The organism is Arthrobacter sp. AZCC_0090, from assembly GCF_014207375.1.
In the GTDB taxonomy this organism is placed as follows: Bacteria; Actinomycetota; Actinomycetes; order Actinomycetales; family Micrococcaceae; genus Arthrobacter.
In genome coordinates this window covers 368,555-391,857 of the sequence record NZ_JACHEE010000001.1, presented here as the reverse complement: position 1 = coordinate 391,857, position 23,303 = coordinate 368,555, and the positions used below count along the sequence as shown (strand labels likewise).

Here is a 23,303-nt window from a genome sequence, read left to right as displayed (position 1 = left end):
GCTAGACGCCGGCGATATGCCGGACCGCGTCCAGATATGGCATGTTGATGGCGGCATCGGCTACCGCCCGGACGGCAGGCTTGGCGTTGAACGCGACACCGATCCCAGCTGCCTCCAGCATGTCGAGGTCGTTCGCGCCGTCGCCCACGGCGATGGTGTGCTCCAGATCGATCCCCTCGGCAGCTGCCCACTCGCGGAGGTATTTCTCCTTGGCTGCGCGGTCGATGACGTCGCCGAGCACCTTGCCCGTGAGGACGCCATCAACGATTTCGAGTTCATTTGCGATCCAGTAGTCCAGCCCAAGTTCCTCCGCGATCGGCTTCAGGATCTGGTTGAAGCCACCCGACACCACCGCCACCGCGTGGCCCGCGGCCTTGAAAGCAGCAACGAGATCCGCCGCACCCTCGCTCAGGCGCACCTCGGCACGGACGGCGTCGACGACGGCGGCCGGCAGGCCTGCGAGCACCGCCACGCGGGCGTGGAGGCTTTGCGCGAAGTCCAGTTCGCCTCGCATTGCGGCCTCGGTAACGGCCGTCACCTCCTCGCGCTTGCCGGCGTGTGCAGCAAGCAGTTCGATGACTTCCTGCTGGATCAGGGTGGAGTCGACGTCCATGATCAGGAACTTGCGTGAAGCGTCGCGCAAGGCATCGGCGACGATCGCAGTGTCCATGCCGGGAGCCGCGGCGTCGGCGATCCGGCGCCGGAGGCCGGACAAGTCGGCGGCAGTTGCCCCGTCAACGGCCAGGCCGAGGGTGTAGACCCCAAAGCGATCGTCCCCCGAACGTGACTCGGACGTGAAGGAAGCCCCGGAGCCGGACAGCACTTTGCGCAGGTGCTCAAGCTCCGAAGGGGACAAATTCACGCCATAGCTGACCGCGGTCAAGTTCGAACTCATGGCTGCAATCTTAGCCAGCGCAGAACCCCCACCCGAATCCTGTTTCTTCCAATGCGGCGCGCAAACAGTGTGACCGAAGTTTCGGTTATCTATCGCCCCCATTTTTGTCCTAGTGTCTACTCCTATGAGTGATGTTCTTGAATTGGCTTCCGTCAGCGTTGTCCGAGGTACCAAGACCCTGCTGGACAAGGTTGACTGGCAGGTCAATGAAGGCGAACGCTGGGTCATCCTCGGCCCCAACGGTGCCGGCAAGACCACTCTGCTGCAGATAGCCGCCGCGCGGATGCATCCCACCAGCGGAAAAGCGGGGATCCTTGACGAGACGCTGGGCCGGGTGGATGTCTTTGAGCTCCGCCCGCGCATTGGCCTTTCCTCCGCGGCACTCGCCACCCAGATCCCGGAACATGAAAACGTACTCAACGTTGTGGTCACTGCCGCCTATGGGGTGACCGGCCGCTGGCGCGAGGGATACGAGCGCGACGACGAGCGCCGCGCCTTTGGCCTCCTCAACGAATGGGGAATGGGACCGCTCCTGAACCGTCCGTTCGCCTCGCTTTCCGAGGGCGAACGTAAGCGCGTGCAAATCGCCCGGGCCCTCATGACCGATCCTGAGCTTCTCCTGCTCGACGAGCCTGCCGCCGGCCTGGACCTTGGCGGACGCGAAGAGCTCGTCCACAAACTCGGCGAACTCGCCCTCGATGAAGACGCCCCCGCGATGGTTCTCGTGACGCATCACTTGGAAGAGGTTCCTCCGGGATTCACCCACGCCATGCTGCTTCGCGACGGCGGAGTGGTCGCCGCGGGCCCCATCGAAGAAGTCTTGACCGCAGAGCACCTCAGCAACACCTTCGGCCTGCCGCTGGACGTGACCGAGAACTCCGGCCGCTACACGGCCACCGCCCGCCGCTAGGCCCGGGCACCGAGAAACAGTGGAGATCCTTAGTGGCATCCTGATCTTTTTCGCGGGGCTCTGGGCCGGAACCATCAACAGCGTGGTGGGCTCGGGCACGCTGGTGACGTTCCCGGTCCTCATCGCCCTGGGCTACGCACCCGTCACTGCGACCATCAGCAACGCCATGGGGCTTGTGGCGGGCAATGTCACCGGGTCCTGGGGCTACAGGCATGAGCTCAGGGGCAGGGGGCGGCAACTTCTGCGGCTCCTGCCGGCGTCGCTTCTTGGCGGCATCACGGGCGCCTGGTTGCTGCTGCACCTCCCGGAGAAGGTCTTCTACTACGCCGCTCCCATCTTGATCGTCGTCGCGCTGCTCATGGTGCTCTTCCAACCCAAACTCCAGCGGTGGGTCCAGGACCGGGCCGGCAACCCGGAGCATGCCATCCAGGACAAGCGGCACACCGTCTTGCTGGTGGTGCTGGTGTTCCTGGCCGGAATCTACGGAGGCTACTTCGTGGCTGCCCAGGGCATCCTGCTGGTCGGCATTCTGGGTGTTTTCATGACGGGCACTATCCAGAACGCCAACGCGATGAAGAACATCCTGGTGTTGGCCGTCAACGTGGTGGCAGCATGCTCCTACCTCTTGTTTGCCTTTGGCCGGATCGAATGGCCGGTCGTGGCAGTCATTGCGGTCAGTTCCTTGATGGGCGGCCTCGTGGGCTCCAAAGTGGGACGACGCCTGAAGCCCCTCGCGCTGCGCATCGTGATCTTCGCGCTTGGCATCGTGGCACTCGGCTTCATGATCGCCAACCTGCTGAAATAGGAACCCTGTGACTTTCCACTATCTCGAAACCGCTGACGACCCGCGGGTTGCCGACTACACACAACTGACGGACGTTCATCTCCGCAGGCTCCGCGAGCCCGCGGAGGGCATGTACATTGCCGAGTCGTCGCGAGTGCTTCGACGGGCCCTCGCGGCCGGCCATCAGCCCCGCTCCTTCTTCCTGGCGGAGAAGTGGCTGGAAGACCTCGACGACGTATTCCAACAGTTTCCGGAAATCCCGGTCTACATCGGCAAGGCCTCCCTTCTTGAGGAAATCACTGGATTCCACTTGCACCGCGGTGCCATGGCTGCCATGCATCGCCCTGCCCCGGTGCCCCTTGAAGAACTCCTGGCCGGCGCGCACCGTGTGGCTGTCCTCGAAGACGTCGTCGACCACACGAACGTCGGCGCGATCTTCCGTTCCGCGGCCGCGCTCGGAGTGGACGCCGTGCTGGTGTCCCCGCGCTGCGGGGACCCTCTGTATCGCCGCAGCGTCCGGGTGAGCATGGGCACTGTCTTCCAGGTTCCATGGGCGCGGCTTGAATCCTGGCCTGGTGATCTTGAGCGGCTCAAGGAGCAGGGTTTCACCGTGGCCGCGATGGAACTGACAGGCGATGCGGTGGACCTTGACGCCCTTGCCGCCAGCAACCCCGGAAAACTCGCCCTCGTGCTCGGCACCGAAGGCGCGGGCATGAGCGCGGAGACGCTCGCCGCCGTCGACCTCGCGGTAAAGATCCCCATGCGGGCCGGTGTCGACTCGCTCAACGTCGCGGCCGCCTCTGCCGTGGCTTTCTGGGAACTGCGGCCGAGAAGCTGACGCGCCCAACGGGGTGACGCCGCGCACCGGGTGCCCGGTTCGTGGCAAGGTGCGGTTTCCGCTATGATTGATTGTTGGCCCGGCACCGGGAACCTGTTTTCAGTGTGCGGACCGAATCCATTCATACCTGGCAGCTGGCAAAATCCAGCTGCGTGAACAAAAGGTCCCATTATGAAGTCTGATATCCACCCGAAGTACGAAGCTGTTGTTTTCAACGACCTGGCTTCCGGCGTCAAGTTCCTGACCAAGTCCACCGTGTCTTCTTCCAAGACCATCGAGTGGGAAGACGGCAACACCTACCCGGTCATCGACGTCGAAATCTCCTCGGAGTCCCACCCGTTCTACACGGGCAAGCAGCGCATCATGGACTCTGCAGGCCGCGTCGAGCGCTTCAACGCTCGCTTCAAGGGCTTCGGCGGCAAGAAGTAATCAACTTCACCTCCAAGCTTCTGTGAAAGCCCGCACCCGTCGTACCTTCGGCGGCTGCGGGCTTTTGCGTTTTCCGGCAGGATGGACACCATGACTTCCAGCGCGGCATTCCAACACCACGACCCCCTGCTCCATGGCGAGTACAAGGTCCCCGGCGGAAAGCTGGTGGTGGTTGACCTCGACGTGGTGGACGGGCAGTTCGCGCGCGTCTCGCTCAGCGGCGACTTCTTCCTCGAACCGGACGAGGCCCTGCTGGACATCAACCAGGCACTCACTGGCCTCGCGGAGAGCTCGACGCCGGCCGAGATATCCGCTGCCGTCACCGCGGCGTTGCCTTCCGATGCCGTCCTGTTCGGCTTTTCGGCCGACGCCGTTGCCGTTGCGGTCCGCAGGGCACTGTCCAAGGCCACCGGCTGGGCAGACCACCAATGGGAGGTCATCCCGCCATCGGTCCTTCCCACGCACCTGAACGTAGCCTTGGACGAGGTCCTCACAGAGCAGGTCGGGGCCGGGCTCCGCAACCCAACCCTGCGCTTTTGGGACTGGGAGGAGCCGTCAGTGGTGATCGGCAGCTTCCAGTCTTACCGCAACGAGGTAGATCCCGACGGCGTCGCTCGCCACGGCATCACGGTGGTCCGCCGCATCAGCGGTGGGGGAGCCATGTTCATGGAGGCAGGTAACTGCATCACGTATTCGCTCTACGTGCCGCAGAGCCTCGTGGATGGCATCAGCTTTGCGGACTCATATGCCTTCCTGGACGCGTGGGTCATGGCCGCGCTGGAAAAACTGGGCATTACCGCTTTCTACGTCCCGCTCAATGACATCGCCACCGAGCAAGGCAAGATCGGAGGCGCCGCGCAGAAACGCCTCGCCAACGGCGGCATGCTGCACCACGTCACCATGAGCTACGACATCGACGCCGACAAGATGGTAGAAGTCTTGCGCATCGGCAAGGAAAAACTCTCCGACAAGGGCACCCGCAGTGCCAAGAAGCGTGTGGATCCGCTCCGCCGGCAAACCGGCTTGGCGCGGACCGAGATCATCAAGGCCATGCAGGAAGTCTTCGCCGAACGCTACGGAGCCACGGAGTCCCGCATCACCGACGCCGAATTGGCAACGGCCCGGGAGCGGGCGCAGTCAAAGTTCGGTACCGAGGAATGGCTGCACCGCGTTCCCTAACCCGCGGCTTGGGCGGTCAAGGCGCGGAACAAATGGCTCCGCTGCTCAAGGACGATGCGCCGGAGGGCCCGCGGGGCTGCCGGGTGGTTCGCAAGCCAATCGTCGGTACGCCGGAGCACCGGATGTTCCGCCGGAGCCATGCCCGGGGCGAGGTCCTGGGCCGAAGGGAAAAGACCCCGCACAATCCGGCCGGCGATCTCGATGCTCCTGGACTCCCAGACGCTTTCCAAGCAGTCGAAGTACGGCTCCGTGAACCCATCCAGGAGTCCGGACGGCGCTATGGAGAAACCTGCGATCGTCGCGCTCAGAATCTCGTTTGAGAGGGTCGTGTTGTTGACTGCGGCATCCCACGCGGCTGTCTTGACTGCGGCATCGGGGCGGGCAGCAGCGGCCAGTGCATGGCCTTCCTGTCCGGCTGCGGTGCGGTCCTTGGCAAGTTCGGTATCCAGTTCCGGCAGCTCGGCCGCTCCATTGGCTGCGAGGGCTTGCCACAGGCTCCACCGCAGATCCGAGTCCACCGTCAGGCCGTCCACCGTGAGGCTCCCCGAAAGGACGCCCCGGAGGAACTCAACGTAGGAGCCATCATGGCGGGACAACTCGGCGAGAGTCCTGGCCCAGGCAAGTTGCTGGTCCGAACCTGGACCGCACGAACGCAACTGCAAAGCGCTGGTTTCCAGGAGGCTCCCGCGGACCGCATCGCGATCCGTGGCCGGGACGTAGCGTTCGACGGCGGTCACTGCGTTACCCAAAACGTTCAGCAGCACGCCGATTCCCGATTCGGCGGGGGCGAAGCGCTCGCCGGCGGCGACGTACAACGCCGCCGGCGTGACGGCGTCGCGGGCTGAATCCCAGAGGGCTGTCCAGCACAAGGCCCGGGCCATGGGATCACTGAGTCGGTCCAAGGCGGAACGCACTGTTGCCTCAGACGCCGTATCCAGGCGGACCTTCGCATAGCTGAGGTCTTCGTCGTTGACGAGGAGAAGGGCCGGACGCCGCCTGCCCGCCAGTTCCTCCACGGTGGTCTCGGCGCCGTCGACGTCGGTTTCGATGACCTCGGTGCGGAGCAACTCGCCGCTGTCGTCGAAGTCGTAGAGACCGATCCGGAGCCGGTGGGGGCGGTGTTCCTGGCTGCCGGTGATGGGGTCTACGGATTCCTGGCGGAGGCTGACTGCCTCCATGACATCGCTGGCCCCGGTGATCTCAGCTGTCATGGTCGAAATCCCCGAAGTCTGCAACCACTGGCGGGCCCAAGCTCCAAGGTCCCGGCCCGATGCTGCGCCAAGGGCTTCGAGCAGATCGGTCAGGGTGGTGTTGCGGTACTCGTGATCCCTGAAGTAGCGTCGCGAACCGTCAATGAACGCTTCGAAGCCGACGTAGGCAACCAATTGCTTGAGGACGGATGCACCCTTGGCATAGGTGATGCCGTCGAAGTTCTGCTTGGCAGCCTCCAGGTCGGGGATGTCCGCGACAATGGGGTGCGTCGTGGGCAACTGGTCCTGCAGGTATGCCCAGGATTTGCGCTTGTTCGCGAAATTCACCCACGCGCTGTCCCAGTCCGTGGCCCTGTCCACGCCGAGGGTGCCCATGTAGTCGGCGAAGGATTCCTTGAGCCAAAGATCGTCCCACCAGGTCATGGTCACGAGGTCGCCGAACCACATGTGGGCCATCTCGTGCATGAGGGTGTTGGCGCGGGCTTGGTACTGGGCATCCGTCGCCCGCGAGGTGAAGACGTACTTCTCCGTGAATGTGACCAGTCCGGGATTCTCCATGGCACCAAGGTTGTACTCGGGCACGAACGCCTGGTCGTACTTGCCCCAGGGATACGGATAATCGAAGAGCTCGTTGAAGAAGTCCAGGCCGTTTTTCGTCAACCGGAAGAGTTCAGCGGCATCGAAGGACTCTTGCATGGATGCGCGGCAATAAAGCGCCAGTGGCACCTCAAGGCTGCTTCCGTCGTCGAGCGTCTTGCTCCAGTGGTCCGTGGCCTGGAAGTAGGGACCGGCCAACACGGTGGTGATGTAGGTGGACATCCGTTTGGTGGTGGCGAAGTCCCAGCGGCTCGTGGCCGGATCGGTGGTCAGCTGCGTCCGAGCGATCTCGGCGCCGTTGGAGGCCACCTGCCAGCCGGAAGGGGCCATGACATGGAAAGTGAATTCGGCTTTCAGGTCCGGCTGCTCGAAATTCGCGAACACGCGTCGGGCATCCGCCGGTTCGTATTGCGTGTAGAGGTAGCACTCTCCGTCGGCGGGATCGACGAAACGGTGCATGCCCTCTCCGGAACGGCTGTAGAGGGCGGTTCCAGTGACCGTGACCTGGTTTTCGGCCTGGAGATTCTCCAGCCGGATCCTGTCTTCGTCTACTACTTCGGCGACGTCGAGGCCTTTTCCGTTGAGGAAGATGCTGTGGACTCCGCCGTGGATGAAATCCAAGAACGTGGAGGACCCGGGCTCGGCGGAAAAGTTGATGACGCTACGGCTCGTGTACCCCGGCACGCCGGGATCCGCTGCCTCGCGGACGTCGAGGGAGACGTCGTAGCTGTGGGTGCTGATCAGGGCGGAACGGGTAGCGGCCTCGGCGCGCGCCAGATTGTGATTCGACACTCAGCTATCTAATCATGAGCCAGACGGCGCCCAGGCCCAGCAACGCGATGAGGAACCAGGAGCCCAGGGCAACCAGCACGGCGCGGCCCCCGGTGTGCAACAGCGTGCGGACGCGCACCGCTGAGCCTAGCCCGAATAAAGCGGAGGCGAGCAGTATGTCCTGGATTCCTCCCGCGGCTTCCAGGAGTCCGGGACTGAGCCAGCCCAGCGAGCGGGCGGCCACCATGGCAATGAACCCGAGGACGAAGAGGGGAACGATCGGCGGAAACTTGCCGCCGTCGTCGTTCGCCTCACCGCCGTTGCGAGACTTCCGCCGCATCGACCACCGTTGCGTCAGGCCAGCCCCCGCAACGATGGGAGCCAGAAGGATCACCCTGGTGAGTTTAACGACGACGGCGATCGCCAGCGCCGCCGGACCGGCCGTTTGTGCCGTCGCGACTACTTGACCGACGTCGTGGACGGAGGCGCCGGTCCATGCGCCGAATTGTTCCTGGCTCAACCCCAAAGGGTGCATGAGCAGGGGCAGGACGCCGATGGCGAGCGTACCGCACAGCGTCACCAAGGCAACGGGCAAGACCGTGTCCTGGTGCTTGATGCGGCGCACCGCGGACATGGCTCCGATTGCCGAGGCGCCGCAGATAGAGAAGCCCGTTGCAATCAGCAGGGCACCCTCCCGGGGAAGCTTCACCAACCGGGCGAGCCCATACGTGCCGGCGAAACTCAGCAGCACGACGGCGGCAATCAGGACAAGCGCAAACCAGCCAAGGTCAAGAACATCGACAACGCTCACCTTCAAGCCCAACAGGACGATGCCTGCCCGCATGTGGTGCTTGCCGGCGAAGTCCAGGCCCGGACGGGCGCGTCCGGCGGCCCATGCCGCCGTGCCCGGTATATTTGCAGCTAACAAACCCAGCGCTACAGCCGCTGTCATGGCAGGGATAGGGGGAAGCAGGGCATGGACAATGAACGCAAGTCCAGTTGCTGCCACTGCCATGACAATCCCGGCTCCGGATCGGGAGACGGATGCCGGAAAACGCTTGGGGTGCATTCGTCAACCTTGATGCATGCAAGCGGTGAAATGCGAACCGGTGCACGCTTGGTGTCGCAACATGCAGAGCGCGAAATGCGTTCGTAATCGAAAAGGTGATTGTCTGAGTCCCATGTCAGAGCTATTCCGGGATTACTCCGAGGCCGCCGCCCGTTCCGGCGCCTACGACGAAATGTTCGCCCCAGGCACCGTTGCCCGAAAATCCTACGGCCAAGTCGACGGCGCACTCCGCGAGCTTTCGCTTGCCGATGTGAGCGCGCGTGCCGAGTCGATGGCGCGGACCTTCTTGGACCGTGGCGTGACCTTCGATTATGCGGGCGAGGAGAGACCCTTCCCGCTGGATATCGTTCCGAGGGTGATTCCGGCTGACGAGTGGGATGTTCTTGAACGGGGGGTCAAACAGCGCGTGCGTGCGTTGGAAGCTTTCCTGGACGATGTCTACGGGCGGATGGCGGTGGTCGCGGACGGTGTAGTGCCGCGGGCGTTGGTGACCACGAGTGCGCATTTCCACCGGGCAGTGCATGGATTCGAGCCGGCCGGTGGCGTGCGCGTACACGTGTCCGGTATCGACGTGGTCCGTGATGCGGCCGGCACGTTCCGGGTGCTCGAGGACAACGTGCGTGTGCCTTCCGGGGTGTCCTACGTGTTGGAGAACCGGCGGGCGATGGCAAAGGGTTTGCCGGAGGCGTTCGGGCAGCAGCACATCCGTCCGGTCGAGGAATACCCGCGCCGCTTGCTGTCGGCATTGCGCAAGACGGCGCCCTCGGGGGTGGATGACCCCACGGTGGTGGTGTTGACCCCCGGGGTGTTCAACAGCGCCTATTTCGAGCACACCCTGTTGGCCGGGTTGATGGGTGTTGAACTGGTCGAGGGCAGGGACCTGATCTGCCGCGGAAACCGGGTATACATGCGCACCACCGCCGGTGAGCAGCGCGTGGACGTGATTTACAAGCGCATCGACGACGAGTTCCTGGATCCCTTGCAGTTCCGCTCCGATTCCATGCTGGGGTGTCCTGGACTAGTGAACGCGGCCCGGGCAGGCGGGGTGACGATCGCGAACGCCGTAGGGAACGGGGTGGCTGATGACAAGCTGGTCTATTCCTATGTGCCAGACCTGATTCGGTACTACCTCCACGAAGAGCCGGTGATCGCCAATGTGGAGACCTTCCGGCTGGAAGAGAAAGAAGCACGCGAGCAGGTCCTCGACCGGCTCGAGGAACTCGTGGTCAAGCCGGTGGACGGGTCCGGAGGCAAGGGCCTGGTGATCGGCCCGGATGCTTCACGGGACGAGCTGGATGCTTTGCGGAAGCGCGTGTTGGCGGATCCGCGCGGCTGGATCGCCCAGCCTGTGTTGCAGCTTTCTACCGTGCCCACCCTCTCGGGAGACCGCTTCGGCCCCCGGCACGTGGACTTGCGTCCGTTCGCGGTCAACGACGGCGACGACGTCTGGGTGCTGCCCGGCGGGCTGACCCGGGTGGCCTTGAAAGAAGGTTCGCTGATCGTGAACTCTTCCCAAGGCGGTGGCTCCAAGGACACCTGGGTTCTCTCGGACTCCCCGCAGCTGCCCGCCGTCGAGCTGCCCCGGTCCGCCATCACGGTCCGTGAACAGGTCTCGGTCTGGCCCGTCGAAAGCAACTGGCGGGACCGCCAATCGGACCAGCAACAGTGACCCGGCCCGCCATGGTGCACGGACCGGATGACATTCATCGACGCAACGCAGGACCCGAAGGAGGCACAGCCCCATGCTGAGCCGTATTGCTGAATCCCTTTTCTGGATCGGCCGTTATGTGGAGCGGGCCGACGGGACGGCCAGAATCCTGGACGTCCACCTCGAACGCCTGAACCACCTGCCGCTCGAGGAGCAACGCAGCGTGGCGAGGGAACTCCTTGCTGTCATGGGAGCCAGGCCGCAGAGTGAGGAATTCGGCTTGCCGGAGCTGCTTCACGCCCTCGCCTATGACAAGACGAGTGCCACGTCCATTGCCGGTTCCTTGGGGGCTGCGCGTGAGAATGCGCGGCGGGCACGCGAGACGGTGTCATCTTCATTGTGGGAGAGCCTCAACACCACGTACTACGGGCTGAACCAGCACCGTAAAGACGTCGTGGGTACGTACCGTTTCTGCAACTGGGTGCTGGAACGCACCGCCATGGTCAGGGGCCTCGCGGACACTACGGTGAGCCACGACGAAAGTTGGCTCTTCCTCGTCCTGGGCCGTTCGCTCGAACGTGCCGACATGACCGCACGCATGCTGTCCACGCGGGATGTCCTCTCCGCAGGAATGTCCTGGGTGAACATGCTGCGCTGCGCTGGTGCCTACGAGTCATTCCTGCGGACGCGCCGTGCGGCCTTCGGGGACCAGCACGCTGCCGAGTTCCTCCTGTTGGACCGTTTGTTCCCGCGCTCCATCGTCTTTGCCCTGCGCGACGCCGACGAGTGCCTTGCCAAGTTGGATCCCTCCGCGCAGCGGGTGGGCTTCATCAATGACGCCCGCCGGATCGTTGGCCAGGCCCGCACTTTCCTTGAGTTCCACCGCACGGACGACCTCATGTCCGAGCTGCCCGAACACATGGACCGGGTGCAGAAGGCCGTAACGCAGGCCTCTGACGCGATTTCCCGTAAGTACTTCAATCAGGCGGATGAACTTGCCTGGGTGGGAGAAGTTTCATGACCCGGCTGAGCATCGTCCACAAGACGGCTTACAAGTACAACCGCCGCGTGACTCTGTCATACAACGAGGCGCGCATGACGCCGTTGACCGATCCGCAACAGGTGGTCCTTGAATCCTCACTGAAGATCACGCCGTCGCAAGCTGCCGTGAGCACCTACCGTGATTATTGGGGCACCCGCGTGACAGCCTTCGACATGCAAATGCCACACGAGCGCCTCGAAGTCGTGGCCACCGCCACTGTGGAAGTCCATCGGGTGGAGCGAGTGGCCCTGGACGAGGAGATTGTTGGCTGGGATGAGATGGGCTCGGACGAGATCCGGGACCAGTTCAGTGACTGGCTGCCGCAATCGCAGCTCAGCGGACCCGGTGACGAAGTCTTAGGGATCATTCCTACAGTCGTCACCGACAAGAACCCGCACGAGACGGCCATGGCTATCTTCGAATGGATGCGCGGCGAAATGAGCTACGTGAAAGGCACCACGGGCGTCACCACGAATGCCGAAGAGGCCTGGAATCAGCGCCAAGGAGTCTGCCAGGATCTCGCCCATTTGGCCATCGGATCGCTTCGCAGCTGCGGCATTCCCGCGAGGTACGTGTCCGGCTACATCCATCCGCGTCCCACCGCAGAGATCGGCGAAACGGTGGCTGGCCAATCCCATGCTTGGTTGGAATGGTGGGACGGCGAATGGCGTAGCTGGGACCCCACCAACCACAAGCCTGCCGGAGATTTCCACGTCACCGTGGCGCGGGGCCGCGACTACCGGGATGTTCCTCCCCTTAAGGGCATCCTGTCCGGCGGCGGCGGCTCAGGCCTGACCGTGACTGTCGAGATCACGCGACTCACCTAGCCGGCCCGCGGCCCTCCCTCTGGATTTACCAGGGGGAGGGCTTGTAGTCCTTCAGGAAGACTCCGTACTGGTCTTCGCCGTTTTCGCCCATGACGATGGGATCGTAGACACGAGCCGCTCCATCCACCAGATCAAGGGGTGCGTGGAAGCCTTCCTCCATGAGACGGACTTTGGTGTAATGCGGGCGTTCGTCCGTGATCCACCCGGTGTCGACGGCGGTCATCAGGATCCCGTCACTGTCCAGCATCTCCTGTGCGCTAGTTCGGGTCATCATGTTCAACGCAGCCTTCGCCATGTTGGTGTGCGGGTGCCCGGGGCCCTTGTATGCGCGGGAGAACTGCCCCTCCATGGCCGAGACGTTCACGATGTACTTGCGGTGGGCGGTGGAGCGCTTCATCGCCCCGCGGAGCCTGCTGACCAGGAGGAAAGGCGCCGTCACGTTGCAGAGTTGAACCTCGAGCATCTCCAAGGGATCGACTTCGTCTACCACTTGGGTCCAGCTGTTGATGGTCGCAAGGTCGGGAACCAAGCCGCCGGCGTCGATCGCGGTGCCCGTAGCGATTCGCTCCAGCGATGCGGACCCCGTGGACAATGCGAGCGAGGTAATCGCATCACCGGCGAGCACGGGATGTTCGGTGACGCTCTGGGTGATGGCCAGGGGATGCTTGTCGTGCGCGTGGCCAAACGTGACCAGCTCCGGACCGCCATTGGCTGCTTGCAAGGCTTCCGGCAGTGGCTCGTCCTCGGCATCCACCAGCGGCTTGTACGCATTCCCGGACCGCCGGACTGTTTGGGCGGCGTTGTTGATGATGATGTCGAGAGGGCCGGCTTCGTTGAGGGAGTCCGTGAGGGCCATGACCTGCGAAGGGTCCCGGAGGTCGATGCCCACAATCCTGAGCCGGTGCAACCAGTCCGCACTGTCCTCCATGGCGGCAAAGCGGCGCGCCGCGTCCTTGGGGAAGCGAGTGGTAATGGTGGTGTGTGCGCCATCGCGGAGCAGGCGCAGGGCGATGTACATGCCGATCTTGGCGCGCCCACCCGTGAGGAGGGCACGGCGGCCGCTGAGGTCCGTGCGGGCATCGCGCTTACTGTGGCTGAAGGCGGCACATTCCGGGCACAACTGATGGTAGAACGCGTCTACTTGCGTGTAGTGCTGCTTACAGATGTAGCAGGGCCGGGACCGGATGAGGTGGCCGGCGATTTCGCCGGTGGCCGAGGTAGCCAGCTTGTTGCCGCGGGTCTCGTCGTCGATCCTGTCCGGGGCTGCGGTGGCGGTCAGTGCGATGACAGCGCGGTCGGCTTCCGCGATCTCGTCCCGTTTGGTGACCCGGCGATGGCGCTTGACGGCCTTGAACATCTTTCCCGTGGCACGACGGATGGCGACGTAGTCCGGGTGCTCCTCGTCGTAGGCGTGGATGGTATTCAAGACCTTGAGGCAGGCCTGGATCTCTTCAGGCGTCAAATCGGCGGGGCTCATTGGCTCAATTTTACAGGCTCAGGGACAGCAAAGCCTCCCCGGCGACTGAGGCTGGATGCCTGCTGTCGCCCGGGAGGCCGGGGGCTGCTCTGGTTCAGGGTTCCGGTCAGACTTCTACCGAGGAAGCCTGGATTTTCGTAACCTGCTCCGCGGAGTCCCTGATGTCGGGGAACTTCTCCGTGGCAGCTTTGATCGCCTTCGGCACCGACCGGCGGTGCTCGGCGGCCAAGGCGAGCTCGGAAGCGTCAGGCTCCGGTACCACCTGACCCTTGGCGAGTACGGTGATTCCGGATTCGGTGACCTTGAAGCCGCGGGCGCGGTCGAGATCGGCGTCCAAGCCAATGGCCGCCCCGGCAGGTACTTTCACGTTCTTGTCGATGATGGCTCGCTTGACCACGGCGCCTTCACCGATGCGCACCTTGTCCATCAGCACCGAGTCCTGGATCCTGGTGGCCGGTCCAACGTAGACGTCGTTGGAGAGGACGGAGCCCTCCACGATTCCGCCGGAGATCACCGAGCCACTCGCCACGATAGAGTCCAGCGCCGTGCCGACGGTGTTGTTGTCGCCCCGGACAAACTTGGCCGGCGGTGAGATGCTCTGCCTGGTGTAAATGGGCCATTCCGAGTTGTACAGGTTGAAGATCGGCACGGGTGAAATCAGGTCCATGTGGGCGTCGTAGAAGGAATCGATGGTTCCAACGTCGCGCCAGTAGGTGCGGTCGCGGTCGGTGGATCCGGGAATGTCGTTGAGCGTGAAGTCGTAGACGCCGGCCTCACCCTGGGAGACGAAGTAAGGGATGATGTCGCCGCCCATGTCGTGTTTGGTGTCCAGGCGCTCAGCATCGATGCGAAGCGCTTCCACCAAGGCGTCGGCGTCAAAGACATAGTTGCCCATGGAGGCAAGGAACTGCGTGGGGTCGGCGGCAAGGCCCTCTGTTTCCGCAGGCTTTTCCACGAACGCCGAAATCTTCTGGGGATCGTTTTTGTCGACCTCGATCACGCCAAACTGGTTGGCCATGTTCAGCGGCTGGCGGACTGCCGCAACTGTGGCCTTGGCTCCACTGGCCACGTGCTGTTGGACCATTTGCTGGAAGTCCATGCGGTAGACGTGGTCCGCTCCGACCACCACCACGATGTCCGGGTTGGCGTCGTGAATCAGGTTCAGGGACTGGTAAATGGCATTCGCGCTGCCGAGGAACCAGCTCTTGCCCACGCGCTGCTGGGCGGGTACCGAGGCAACGTACCTGCCCAGCTGGGTGGACATCCTCCAGGTCTCGGAAATGTGGCGGTCAAGACTGTGCGACTTGTATTGGGTCAACACCACGATCTGCAGGTACCCGGAATTGACCAGATTCGAGAGAGCGAAATCGATCAAACGATAGCCTCCCGCAAACGGCACGGCAGGTTTGGCCCTGTCTGCCGTCAATGGCATAAGGCGGTTTCCTTCGCCGCCAGCCAACACAATTGACAATACTTTCTTCAACGCCATGGTGTTTGCTCTCCCTGTACGTCTTTGTAGCCCCCGAAAAAAGCCCGGGTTGCCGGACCCTTTCACACTAGAACACATACTCCGGAAGGACTACGTTAGGTAGCGTGCGCGTAGACATTGTGACTAAAGAGTTTCCACCCGAAATCTATGGAGGGGCCGGCGTGCATGTTGCCGAGCTCAGCCGCGTCCTGGCAAAACATGTGGATCTGCAGGTGCGCGCCTTCGGCGCGCCACGTGATGCGGATTTCCACGGTGCAAAGGTGACGTCGTATTCCACGCCGGAGGATCTGGGTACGGCCAATGCCGCCCTGCAGACCCTCGGGGTGGATTTGCGCATCGTGCCGGACATCGCCGGAGCGGACCTGGTCCATTCCCATACCTGGTACGCCAACATGGCCGGCCACCTGGCGTCGCTGTTGCATGGAATACCCCATGTGCTCAGTGCCCACAGCCTGGAGCCGCTGCGGCCGTGGAAAGCGGAGCAGTTGGGCGGGGGCTACGCCCTGTCCTCTTGGGTTGAAAAGACAGCCTACGAGGCCGCAGCAGCCATCATCGCGGTCTCGGACGGCATGCGGCAGGACATCCTGCGCAGCTACCCCGACGTTGACCCCGCCAAGGTCCGTGTGGTCCACAATGGCATCGACGTCGATATGTGGCAGCCCGACGAGGGCGAGGACGCAATTCGTGCCCTTGGCATCGACCCCGACAAGCCCAGTGTGGTCTTTGTTGGGCGCAACACGCGCCAAAAGGGTGTTCCGTACCTCCTGAGGGCCGCTGCCAGCTTGCCGGAGGGTGTGCAACTTGTGTTGTGCTTGGGAGCCGCGGATACGCCCGAACTCGCCGCAGAAACGGCCAGGCTTATCGAGGAGCTGCAGAGCAAGCGAGAGGGTGTGCTGCTGATCGAGCGCATGCTTCCGCGCCACGAGCTCATCCAGGTCCTCAGCCATGCCACGGCATTTGCCTGCCCGTCGATCTACGAGCCTCTCGGCATCGTCAACCTCGAAGCCATGGCGTGCGGTGCGGCCGTGGTTGCTAGTGCCACGGGCGGTATCCCCGAGGTTGTTCAGCACGGCGAAACCGGACTCCTCGTGGAGCTAGAGCAGGTAACGGACGGTACCGGAACCCCGCTCGATCCCGAGAAGTTTGTCGCCGATTTTGCCGCGGCCCTCAATGAGGTCGTGTCCGATCCTGCGCGCGCCAAGGTTATGGGTGCCGCCGGCCGCGTCCGGGCGGAACAGCATTTCTCCTGGGAGTCGATCACCGAAACTACCCTTGAGGTGTACCGTTCGGTCATCGCCCCCTAACCTCTAACTCACGAGCCCAACTGACTCGCAGTAAGTGTCGTTTTGGGCCCCCAGAACGACACCAACTGCGAGTCACTTGGGAAGAACGACGTCGGCGCCACGCTCCCGCTGAGGGGTGCGGCGCCGTCGTCGTTAAGGAGGATTCCTCAAATGTTCACCGGCCGGTCACGGCGGGATGCTAGCCGGACTTCCTTCCCTTCAATGCAAGCAGGGTCTTCTCCTCGGCTGGAGCGTTGCCACTGGCTCGTTGTGCCTGGAAATAGCTACGGGCTTCGTCCTGACGCTCCTTCTCGGCTCCGGACGCGATGGCCGCCCGCAGGTGCTCCGGACCGTAGCCGAAGGAATCAACCAGGTCCAGCGCGTGGGGACGGATCTTGATGAGCAGCCGGTTGATGTAGGCACCCACTGTGCGCCCGCGCTGCATGGAAAGGCGGCCGTTCATGAGGTACCAAGAGAGGTGCTTTTCGATGAGCGAGAGGCCAAAGAGATCGCGAAGCCATGTCAGCACGCGAAGTGTGCCGGTATCGCTGATCTTGCCGAGGGCTTCCGTGAACGCTTCCCATTGCAAGAGTTCGGCGTGTGCCTGCGCGGCGTCGATCAGATCGTCTTGGTGTTGGTTGAAAAGGGCGGCGGCCTGGTGCTGTGGAAGCTTGTTCGCACCCTTGAGCGCCGAACCGACCTCCGCCACCATCGATTGCACCCGGTCGGTCAGCAGCGTGCGCTGGCCTTCTTCGTCACGCAAGGCCAATGCTGCCTTCTGGACGGATCCCGTGTCAGCCACGAACTGTGCCACCTGCCGGAGCCCGGTGCGGTTGATCGCGACGTCCGCTGCCTGGGCTGCTACGAAACGAGCCAGTACGCCGAAGTCCACATTGCGGAACTCCTTGGCGTAGTCGGCCAGCAGGCGCTTCGCGACGAGCTGGAGCAGCACGGTGTTGTCGCCCTCGAAGGTGGCATAGACATCCAGGTCTGCGCGGAGCGAGGCGAAGCGGTTTTCGATGAGGAATCCGGCGCCGCCGCAGGCCTCACGGCATTCCTGGAGGGTGTCGAGAGCGTGCCAGGTGCTCAAGGGTTTAAGCGCTGCTGCGAGGGTCTCCAGGTCTTGGCGGTCCGCGTCGGTGTCGTGCCGGCCGGAGAAGACGTCGTCGAATTTTTCGAGCAACTGTTCGTGCGCGAAACTTGCCGCAAACGTGGTGGCAAGCCGGGTGAACAGTCGGCGCTGGTGGCGCTGGTAGTCCAGCAGGACCTCCTCGTCAGTGGGAGAGGATGCGTTGAACTGACGCCGTTCGGTGGCGTACCGGATGGCGGTCGTCAGGGCCACCTTGCTCGCGGCGACTGCGGCGCCGTCGAGGGATACACGGCCCTGCACCAGCGTGCCGAGCATCGTGAAGAAGCGCCGGCCCGGGCTGGCGATCGGGGACGTGTACTCGCCGTCGGGGGAGACGTTGCCGTAGCGGTTGAGCAGGCTGGTGCGGGGGATGCGTACATCGCTGAAGTGAAGCCGGCCATTGTCGATGCCGTTGAGGCCGCCTTTGACGCCGTCGTCCTCGCCCCCGATTCCGGGAAGGAACTCTTTGGTGTCCGGGTCCCTGAGGGGAACGTAGAACGCGTGGACGCCATGGTTCACATTGCGGGTCACCAGTTGGGCGAACACGACGGCGGCCAGGCCGTCTACGGCCGCGTTGCCGATGTAGTCCTTCCACGCCGCACGGAACGGCGTGTTGATGACGAACTCCTGTGTGGCCTCGTCGTAGGTGGCTGTTGTCGCGATACTGGCGACATCGGAACCATGGCCGGTTTCGGTCATGGCGAAGCAACCGGGGATCTCCAGGCTCATGATGCCCGGCAGCCAGTTGTTGTGGTGTTCCTCGGTGCCGAGGTGCATGACGGCGGAACCAAACAGCCCCCACTGGACGCCGGCCTTGATCTGCAATGAAGGATCGCCGGTGACGAGTTCCTCGAAGCCTGCGATGTTGCCACCGTGATCGTCCGAACCGCCCAAACTGGTGGGGAAAGCCCGGTGCACGGCGTTGTTGTCGACGAGGTACTTCAGCTGCCCGGACACACGCTTGCGGTGCTCGGTATGCGTCAGGCCTTCGATCTTGTGTACCTCAGGGCGACCGGCGAGGTCGCGCGCCGTGCGCCGGATGTGGGCCCACTTGCCCAGCAGCAGTTCGCCGAGCGCCGCTACATCAACTACGGGCGCTCCGGGCTGTGTGGTTGCAGCGGTTCCTGCGGGCTCCCGGGTGCTGGAGGGGGTGCGATCCACTACTTCAGTCATGGTGATTCCTTCTTTGGTTCCGAACAACTGATGTGTCATTGCTTATTTTCTGCGGAGTTGGACTTGAGCTCAGGGGCTATTCCCACGCACAGCCAATCGGTGATCCGGGAGGCCATGGTTTCCTGATTGGGTTTAGCCGAGGAAGCCGGGCTGCCCAGCCACATTTCGCCTGCATTGCGGACAAGTCCGATTGCCGCCGTGGGCCAGTAGTCAATGAGTGCTTCCTTTTCCGCCCCCAGGTGTTCTCGCATGGGCCGGGCAATCATGGCGCTGATCGATTCGAAAAAGTGACCGAGGGCCCCGGAAGCGGCGATGGCGTCCTGAGCCGAGGGCTCGCCGTGCGTGAGCCGGGTGATGAACGCGTAGACGGCGGGGCTGGACTCCGCCATCTGCAAGTACGCGGAGACCATGGCGAACAAGCCTTCGCGTGGAGTCTGCGCGCTTTCCGCCGCTTCCTTCATCCGCCGTTGCATTTGTCCCAGCACTACTTCGCCCATTGCCTGTTGCAAGCCGGCTTTGTCCCCGAAGTACCGGTAGTACACGGACTTGGAGGTGTTGGCGGCGGCGGCGATGTCCTCCATGGACGCATCGCTGCCCAGCGCATGGACAGCTTTGCGCGCGGCTTTGATGAGTTCGCGGCGGCGTTCCTCACGGTGACTTTGCCAGCGGGCGGTGCGGCCGTCGACGGCGGGGCTCCCGCCGCCTGCCGGGGCGGCGGTCCCGGCAGGGGGATCGGCAGAAAGTGCTGGGCTGGGGATGTTCACGATACTCAGCGTATCAGGTACGCTGAGTATCAGTAACCAGATGTGATCAAAAGGAGAAACACATGCCTGCAGCAGCACAGCCCGCGAGCGCACCACAGGAAACCTCCGAAGGCCAGGGCACACTCCGCAAGGCCGTAGTGGTTGGCGGCAACAGGATCCCCTTTGCTCGGACCGGCGGCGCTTACACCAAGTCATCCAACCAAGACATGTTGACGGCGGCCCTGGACGGGTTGATCGCGCGTTTCGGACTCCAGGAGGAGCGGATCGGTGAGGTTGCGGCAGGAGCTGTGCTCAAGCACTCCCGCGACTTCAACCTGACCCGCGAAGCGGTGCTTGGCTCAGCCCTGTCACCAGAGACGCCTGCTTACGATCTCCAGCAGGCGTGCGCCACGGGCCTTGAGACCGTTCTTGGCCTCGCCAACAAGATCAAGCTGGGTCAAATCGATTCGGCCATCGCAGGCGGCGTCGACTCTGCGTCCGATGCCCCCATTGCCGTCAGTGAGGGCCTTCGCGAAATCCTGCTCGACCTCAATCGGGCCAAATCGCTCCCAGAGCGGCTCAAGGTCCTCTCGCGGCTGCGTCCCAAGGACCTCGCCCCGGATGCTCCGAACACTGGGGAACCGAGGACCGGCCTGTCCATGGGTGAGCACCAGGCCCTGACCACGGCCCAGTGGAAGATCGGCCGCGAAGCCCAGGACGAGCTCGCGTTCAACAGCCACCACAACCTCGCCGCCGCCTACGAACGTGGCTTCTTTGATGACCTCGTGACTCCGTACCGCGGGCTCAGCCGCGATTCGAACCTCCGGCCGGATACGTCCATGGAGAAGCTTGCCACCCTCAAGCCTGTCTTCGGCAAGAGCCTTGGAGCCGAGGCGACCATGACGGCCGGCAACTCCACCCCGCTTACGGACGGTGCATCCACAGTGCTGCTGGGTGCAGAGGAATGGGCCGACGCCAGGGGCCTGCCCAAGCTCGCGGTTGTCGTCGACGGCGAGGCGGCCGCCGTCGATTTCGTCCATGGCAAGGATGGCTTGCTCATGGCGCCTGCCTTTGCCGTACCACGGCTTCTCGCCCGCAATGGGTTGTCCTTCGAAGACTTCGACTTCTTCGAGATCCATGAAGCCTTCGCAGGCACGGTCTTGAGTACGCTTGCCGCGTGGGAAGACGAAGAATTCGGCCGCACCCGCCTGGGATTGGACGGGGCCCTCGGCAAGATCGACCGCGCCAAGCTTAACGTCAACGGCTCCTCCCTGGCCGCTGGCCATCCCTTCGCTGCCACTGGTGGAAGGATCGTCGCCTCGCTGGCGAAGATGCTCCAGGAGAACGGCCCGGTGGACGGACGTCCGGCTCGTGGACTCATTTCCATCTGCGCCGCCGGGGGACAGGGCGTCGTCGCGATCCTCGAGGCCTACTCCGCTCCCGAAGGGCGGTAGCCGGCATGACCGACAAATACACGCTGTTTGTCAGCCACGGGTTCGGGAAGGACCTGGCCAAAAAACTCGGACTGCCCCAACCTGCAGTGCTACGGAGGTACAAAGCGGGAGAACCGCTGGTTCCAGGGCCGGTACTTTTGCTGGGGAGCGGGAACGGGAACGCAGCAGGTGCCGATGAACTGGCTGCTGTGCTCCTCGGCTGGGGGCTGGACGTGAGGCGAAATGCCCTGCCCAAGGAAAAGCTAGGAGCGATCATCCTGGTGCTCGACGACGTCGAGCATCCCCAGGACCTTGCCGGCCCCGTTCTCACGGCCGCGCAATCGCTCCGAGATTTGGTCCCGTGCGCAAGAGTCGTCACGATCTCCCGCACCTCGGCATCCGCGGAAACCCCGGCGGTTGCCGCGGGCCGCCAAGGCATCGACGGGCTGTTGCGTTCGCTTGCCAAGGAACTCAGGGCTGGTGCTACCGCCAACGGCATACTTCTCGGAGACGGCGTCGGCACCACCAGCCCCAGCACACTCGGTGCGCTGCGCTTTTTCCTGTCGGGTCGGTCCGCATTCGTGGATGGGCAGTTCCTGACGGTCACCACAGGTGTCGGTCAGCTTCCCACTGACGCTGACAGGCCCTTGGCTGGCAAAGTAGCGGTGGTAACCGGGGCCGCTCGGGGAATTGGTGCGGCGATCGCGCGAACCCTGTACCGCGACGGCGCCCGGCTGGTGGTGGTCGACATCCCTGCCGCGGGGGACCACCTCGCGGCCGTCGCCAACGAAGTGCACGGGACCGCCCTGCAGCTGGACATCACGGCGGAGCACGCCGGCGAGCGGATCATCGCCCACGCCATGGAACGTCACGGCGGCCTCGATATCGTCATCCACAATGCCGGTATTACCCGGGACAAGCTCCTGGCCAACATGGACGAAAGTCGCTGGAACTCGGTCATAGGAGTGAACATCGGCTCGCAGTTGCGAATCAACGAGGCGCTCCTGGCGTCTGGGCGGTTCAGTAAAGCCCCCAGGATTGTCTCGGTGGCTTCCACGAGCGGTATCGCGGGGAATCGTGGGCAGACCAACTACGCGGCTTCCAAGGGCGGAGTGATCGGAATGGTCCGAGCCACTGCACCCCTGCTGGCTGAAAACGGTGGCTCCATCAACGCCGTAGCCCCCGGGTTCATCGAGACCGAGATGACTGCCCGGATCCCCTTTGCCACGCGGGAGGTGGCGCGACGGCTCAATTCCCTCCAGCAGGGCGGCCGCCCGGGCGATGTCGCAGAGGCCATCGCGTTTCTGGCATCGGATGCGGCCGCCGGCATCTCGGGCGAAGTGCTCAGGGTGTGCGGGCAGAACCTGGTGGGTGCATGAGTACAGAACAACCGCTCATCCTGGGCGACGTGCCGTCCCTCTCGAAGTTGTATGTGAACGCAGCTGCTACTGCGGCGCGTCGGAGGATGTTGGGATTCCAGGCTGCCACTGTGCTCCCTCAAGGGAGCCATGAGGTCCGGGGGGTGCAAGCCGACGTCGGGAACCTCACCGCATACCAGCACCTGATCGGAGAGAGCGCCAGCGACGTGCTGCCTGCGGGCTTCATTCACGCCCTCGCGTTCCCGGTGGCCATGAGCGTGCTGAACCGCGACGACTTCCCGCTTCCACTGCTCGGAATGATCCACCTGCAGAACCATGTGGAGCAGTTGCAGGCGGTCCAATTCGGCGAACTGCTCGACATCCGGTCCTGGGCCGAGGACATGCGCGGCCACAGGGCGGGAACCCAGCTGGACGTCGTCGCCGAGGTCCGTTCAAGCGCCGACGGGGCCTTGCTCTGGCGAGGTGTTTCGACGTACCTGGCCAAGGGAGTGTTCTTGCCAGGAGTCGATAAGGCGACGACGGCCGCCGCGCCGGGGGAGTTCACTCCTCCAGCGCTGACGGCCGTCTGGCAGCTCGGCGTGGATACGGGTCGCCTGTACGCCGCGGTGTCCGGGGACTTCAATCCGATCCACCTGAGCCTGCTCTCGGCCAAGGCGCTTGGCTTGCCACGGTCAATCGCGCACGGCATGTACCTTGCCTCCCGTGCCTTGGCGGACGTTGGTTCGGTGAAATCGGAGGCGTTCCGTTGGGACGTGAAGTTCGAGGCACCCGTGTTCCTCCCGGCGCGGGTGGCATTGGAAATCAGCACGCTCCACTTCGCCTCGGGGGCTTGGGAGGCTTCTGACTATGTCGCCTGGAACCCCAGGAGCGGAAGGAGGCACTTCAGCGGATCCGTGACGGCGCTGTAGGGCGTCGGGGAGTCGGCTGCAGCAAGCGGCTACGACGACGGCGGTCACCCACGCGGGTGACCGCCGTCGTCGTCTCTTGGGTCCGGTTC

19 protein-coding genes are annotated in these 23,303 nt (G+C 63.6%); 12 read left to right on the top strand and 7 right to left on the bottom strand.

The window, feature by feature from the left end:
* Window position 1: 1 nt before the first annotated feature.
* Entirely contained in the window at window positions 2–895 is an 894-nt protein-coding gene (gene serB / locus HNP00_RS01870) for a phosphoserine phosphatase SerB (protein ID WP_184735278.1), read from the bottom strand.
* 124 nt (window positions 896–1,019) lie between these two features.
* On the opposite strand from serB, the gene HNP00_RS01865 reads away from it, so the two are divergent.
* The 5 genes from HNP00_RS01865 to HNP00_RS01845 all read left to right on the top strand — a co-directional run bounded on the left by HNP00_RS01865 (window position 1,020) and on the right by HNP00_RS01845 (window position 5,035).
* Window positions 1,020–1,805 (top strand): ABC transporter ATP-binding protein, encoded by a 786-nt coding sequence (locus tag HNP00_RS01865; RefSeq protein WP_184735276.1) that lies wholly within the window; start codon window positions 1,020–1,022, stop codon window positions 1,803–1,805.
* Between the two features lie 19 nt (window positions 1,806–1,824).
* The gene (locus tag HNP00_RS01860) at window positions 1,825–2,610 is read left to right on the top strand and encodes a sulfite exporter TauE/SafE family protein (RefSeq protein WP_184735274.1); all 786 of its coding nucleotides are present in this window, start codon (window positions 1,825–1,827) and stop codon (window positions 2,608–2,610) included.
* A 7-nt stretch (window positions 2,611–2,617) separates the two neighbouring features.
* Window positions 2,618–3,427 (top strand): RNA methyltransferase, encoded by an 810-nt coding sequence (locus tag HNP00_RS01855; RefSeq protein ID WP_184735271.1) that lies wholly within the window; start codon window positions 2,618–2,620, stop codon window positions 3,425–3,427.
* Window positions 3,428–3,598: 171 nt separating this feature from the next.
* Complete coding sequence (locus tag HNP00_RS01850; RefSeq protein WP_009358283.1) at window positions 3,599–3,856, top strand: type B 50S ribosomal protein L31; 258 nt, start codon at window positions 3,599–3,601, stop codon at window positions 3,854–3,856.
* 81 nt (window positions 3,857–3,937) lie between these two features.
* Window positions 3,938–5,035: a biotin/lipoate A/B protein ligase family protein gene (locus tag HNP00_RS01845; RefSeq protein ID WP_395893767.1), complete on the top strand. Its 1,098-nt coding sequence runs from the start codon at window positions 3,938–3,940 to the stop codon at window positions 5,033–5,035.
* On the opposite strand, the gene pepN is transcribed toward HNP00_RS01845, so the two are convergent.
* Both pepN and HNP00_RS01835 read right to left on the bottom strand, forming a co-directional pair.
* The gene (gene pepN / locus HNP00_RS01840; RefSeq protein WP_184735267.1) at window positions 5,032–7,635 is read right to left on the bottom strand and encodes an aminopeptidase N; all 2,604 of its coding nucleotides are present in this window, start codon (window positions 7,633–7,635) and stop codon (window positions 5,032–5,034) included. The two genes, HNP00_RS01845 and pepN, sit on opposite strands and share 4 nt — an antisense overlap.
* A 4-nt stretch (window positions 7,636–7,639) precedes the next feature.
* The gene (locus HNP00_RS01835) at window positions 7,640–8,683 is read right to left on the bottom strand and encodes a YeiH family protein (protein ID WP_184735265.1); all 1,044 of its coding nucleotides are present in this window, start codon (window positions 8,681–8,683) and stop codon (window positions 7,640–7,642) included.
* Between the two features lie 112 nt (window positions 8,684–8,795).
* Here HNP00_RS01835 and HNP00_RS01830 point away from each other — a divergent pair, with 112 nt between their 5' ends.
* The 3 genes from HNP00_RS01830 (at window position 8,796) to HNP00_RS01820 (ending at window position 12,200) form a co-directional block, all read left to right on the top strand.
* A complete protein-coding gene (locus HNP00_RS01830) occupies window positions 8,796–10,352 on the top strand; it encodes a circularly permuted type 2 ATP-grasp protein (protein WP_184735263.1) in 1,557 nt (518 codons plus the stop codon).
* A 73-nt stretch (window positions 10,353–10,425) separates the two neighbouring features.
* Window positions 10,426–11,352: an alpha-E domain-containing protein gene (locus HNP00_RS01825; RefSeq protein ID WP_078108851.1), complete on the top strand. Its 927-nt coding sequence runs from the start codon at window positions 10,426–10,428 to the stop codon at window positions 11,350–11,352.
* Entirely contained in the window at window positions 11,349–12,200 is an 852-nt protein-coding gene (locus HNP00_RS01820; protein ID WP_184735261.1) for a transglutaminase family protein, read from the top strand. The genes HNP00_RS01825 and HNP00_RS01820 overlap by 4 nt, the downstream gene beginning before the upstream one ends.
* 25 nt (window positions 12,201–12,225) lie before the next feature.
* Here the strand turns inward: HNP00_RS01820 and HNP00_RS01815 are convergent, their stop codons facing one another.
* Window positions 12,226–13,677, bottom strand: coding sequence for an SDR family oxidoreductase (locus HNP00_RS01815; RefSeq protein WP_184735259.1), 1,452 nt, complete (start codon window positions 13,675–13,677; stop codon window positions 12,226–12,228).
* A 106-nt stretch (window positions 13,678–13,783) separates the two neighbouring features.
* On the bottom strand, window positions 13,784–15,166 hold the full coding sequence (gene glgC / locus HNP00_RS01810) for a glucose-1-phosphate adenylyltransferase (protein WP_184735257.1): 1,383 nt from the start codon (window positions 15,164–15,166) through the stop codon (window positions 13,784–13,786).
* A 104-nt stretch (window positions 15,167–15,270) separates the two neighbouring features.
* On the opposite strand from glgC, the gene glgA reads away from it, so the two are divergent.
* On the top strand, window positions 15,271–16,470 hold the full coding sequence (gene glgA / locus HNP00_RS01805) for a glycogen synthase (RefSeq protein ID WP_311770465.1): 1,200 nt from the start codon (window positions 15,271–15,273) through the stop codon (window positions 16,468–16,470).
* A gap of 178 nt (window positions 16,471–16,648) precedes the next feature.
* Here glgA and HNP00_RS01800 read toward each other — a convergent pair whose 3' ends face one another.
* Both HNP00_RS01800 and HNP00_RS01795 read right to left on the bottom strand, forming a co-directional pair.
* Window positions 16,649–18,751, bottom strand: a complete 2,103-nt coding sequence (locus tag HNP00_RS01800) for an acyl-CoA dehydrogenase (RefSeq protein WP_184735255.1) — start codon at window positions 18,749–18,751, stop codon at window positions 16,649–16,651.
* Window positions 18,752–18,786: 35 nt separating this feature from the next.
* Window positions 18,787–19,509, bottom strand: a complete 723-nt coding sequence (locus HNP00_RS01795) for a TetR/AcrR family transcriptional regulator (RefSeq protein ID WP_395893771.1) — start codon at window positions 19,507–19,509, stop codon at window positions 18,787–18,789.
* A 68-nt stretch (window positions 19,510–19,577) separates the two neighbouring features.
* Between HNP00_RS01795 and HNP00_RS01790 the strand changes: the two genes are divergently transcribed.
* Genes HNP00_RS01790 through HNP00_RS01780 form a run of 3 tightly spaced genes read left to right on the top strand, consistent with a single transcriptional unit; the run spans window position 19,578 to window position 23,214 of the window.
* Entirely contained in the window at window positions 19,578–20,948 is a 1,371-nt protein-coding gene (locus HNP00_RS01790) for an acetyl-CoA C-acetyltransferase (RefSeq protein ID WP_184735253.1), read from the top strand.
* A 5-nt stretch (window positions 20,949–20,953) separates the two neighbouring features.
* Window positions 20,954–22,306, top strand: coding sequence for a 3-oxoacyl-ACP reductase (locus HNP00_RS01785; protein WP_184735251.1), 1,353 nt, complete (start codon window positions 20,954–20,956; stop codon window positions 22,304–22,306).
* Window positions 22,303–23,214, top strand: coding sequence for a MaoC/PaaZ C-terminal domain-containing protein (locus tag HNP00_RS01780; RefSeq protein WP_184735249.1), 912 nt, complete (start codon window positions 22,303–22,305; stop codon window positions 23,212–23,214). The genes HNP00_RS01785 and HNP00_RS01780 overlap by 4 nt, the downstream gene beginning before the upstream one ends.
* Window positions 23,215–23,303 lie beyond the last annotated feature (89 nt).